At 69.2% G+C, this 1,804-nt stretch carries 3 protein-coding genes; all 3 read left to right on the top strand.

Features of this window, described 5'->3' with window-relative positions; genetic code table 11:
• Nucleotides 1–49 precede the first annotated feature (49 nt).
• Entirely contained in the window at nucleotides 50–367 is a 318-nt protein-coding gene (gene tnpA / locus EV148_RS18210) for an IS66 family insertion sequence element accessory protein TnpA (RefSeq protein WP_132000276.1), read from the top strand.
• Complete coding sequence (tnpB, locus tag EV148_RS18205) at nucleotides 307–702, top strand: IS66 family insertion sequence element accessory protein TnpB (RefSeq protein WP_338419072.1); 396 nt, start codon at nucleotides 307–309, stop codon at nucleotides 700–702. The genes tnpA and tnpB overlap by 61 nt, the downstream gene beginning before the upstream one ends.
• Before the next feature lie 23 nt (nucleotides 703–725).
• Nucleotides 726–1,804 (top strand): IS66 family transposase (gene tnpC / locus EV148_RS18200; RefSeq protein ID WP_425479894.1); only part of this gene is annotated, 1,079 nt, incomplete at its 3' end.

Genomic DNA, 1,804 nt, shown 5'->3' with positions numbered 1-1,804 from the left:
GTAAGCGTCCGCCGACCTCACCTATCACCGCTGTGTGAACGATGCTGCGATGTCCGTTCTTTGGCAATCGGAGCGGCGGATGTCGAGCAAGGCGGTGGTGTGGTCGAAGCGGTTGGCGGCGTGGCGATCGGGCAATGAATCGGCGGCGGGGTTCTGCCGGTCGCGTGGTTTGTCGTATTCGCAGTTCGTGTACTGGCAGCGGCGCAGCGTGGCGGCGCAAGGGGCGCTGATACCGGTGGTGGTCGACGCCGATCGCGCGACGGCGAACGGCGATCGAGCGGTGGAACTGGCGTTGCCGAACGGTACGTGCGTGCGCCTGACGTTGCCGCTGGCCGAGGTCGCCGCGCTGGTGCGGTCGCTGTGCTGAGTCCGACGGGGTGGTGGCTGGCGCTGACGCCGGTGGACCTTCGCTGCGGGATGGATCGGTTGCTGGTGGCGATCGGTCGGGATCTTGGACGCGACGCGCGCGATGGTGGCGCGTACGTGTTCCGCAACCGGTCGGGGACGCGGATCAAGGTGCTGTGCGTGGATGCCCAGGGCGTATGGCTGAGCGTGCGCCGGCTGCACGAGGGCGCGTTCCACTGGCCGCGTTCGGGCGATGCGGCGTGGTCGCTGACGCGCGAGCAGTTCGCGTGGTTGGTGGCAGGCGTGGACTGGCAGCGGCTGTCGCGCGCCACGAGCGCTCTTCCAAAAATCATCTAGACGGCTAGACTCGCGGCATGGACGTGAACGCGATCACCGATATCGATGTGCTGCGCGCGCTGGTGCGCGAACAGATCGATGTGATCGCGCAGCATGAGGCATCGCTGGCCGATCACGTGGCCGCCATCGCGCAGCGCGATCGAACGATCACGTACAAGGACGCGAAGATCGCCCATCTGACGCACGAGATCGCGCGGCTGCGCCGTCTGCAGTACGCGGCGAAGTCCGAGCGGATGGACCCGGCGCAGCGCGAGTTGTTCGAGGCGGCGATGGCGGCGGACATCGCGGCACTGGAAGCGGAGCTGGAGGACCTGCGCTCGCCGGCGGGCACGAACCGCGCCGCGCAGCGTGGCACGCCGCAACGGCGCGCGTTGCCGGCCGGGCTGCCGCGCATCGAGACGATCCACGAACCTCAGTCCTGCGACTGCGCGACCTGCGGCGCGGCGCTGGTGAAGATCGGCGAGCACGTCTCGGAGAAACTGGACGTCGAACCGCTGCGGTTCTTCGTGCGCCGCGAGGTGCACCCGCAGTACGCCTGCCGGCGCTGCGAGACGATCGTGGCCGAGCCGGTGGCGCCCTCGATCCTGGATCGCGGCATGGCCGCGCCGGGCCTGCTGGCGCAGGTGGCCATCCACAAGTACGCCGATCACCTGCCGCTGTACCGGCAGGAAGCGATCTTCGCGCGCCACGGCATCGAGATCGGCCGCACCACGCTGGCCGAATGGACCGGCGTGATCGGGCTGCGCCTGCAGCCGCTGGTCGATGCCCTGCGCACCCGACTGCTGCAATCGCCGGTGCTGCATGCCGACGAGACGCCGGTCGCCCAGCTCGATCCGGGGCGCGGGCAAACCAAACGCACGTATCTGTTCGCATATCGCAGCACCGGCAAGGCCCCGATCGTCGTGTTCGACCACTGCCCGAGCCGTGCCGGCAGGCACGCCGAGGCCTTCCTCGGCACGTGGAACGGCGCGCTGATGGTCGACGACTACGCCGGCTACAAGGCCCTGTTCGAGAAGGGCGGCATCACCGAACTGGCCTGCTGGGCGCATGCGCGGCGCGGGTTCTTCGACGCCCACGCCGCCAGCGGCCATCCGCTCGCGCA

It is taken from the genome of Dokdonella fugitiva (assembly GCF_004342425.1).
GTDB lineage: Bacteria > Pseudomonadota > Gammaproteobacteria > Xanthomonadales > Rhodanobacteraceae > Dokdonella_A > Dokdonella_A fugitiva.
The sequence above is the reverse complement of the archived record's forward strand: the minus strand, read 5'-3'. Positions and strand labels throughout refer to the sequence as shown.

What these genes read in the sequence shown, in the direction of transcription:
- tnpA (WP_132000276.1), top strand. Translation starts at nt 50, where the DNA reads ATGTCCGTTCTTTGGCAATCGGAGCGGCGGATGTCGAGCAAGGCGGTG.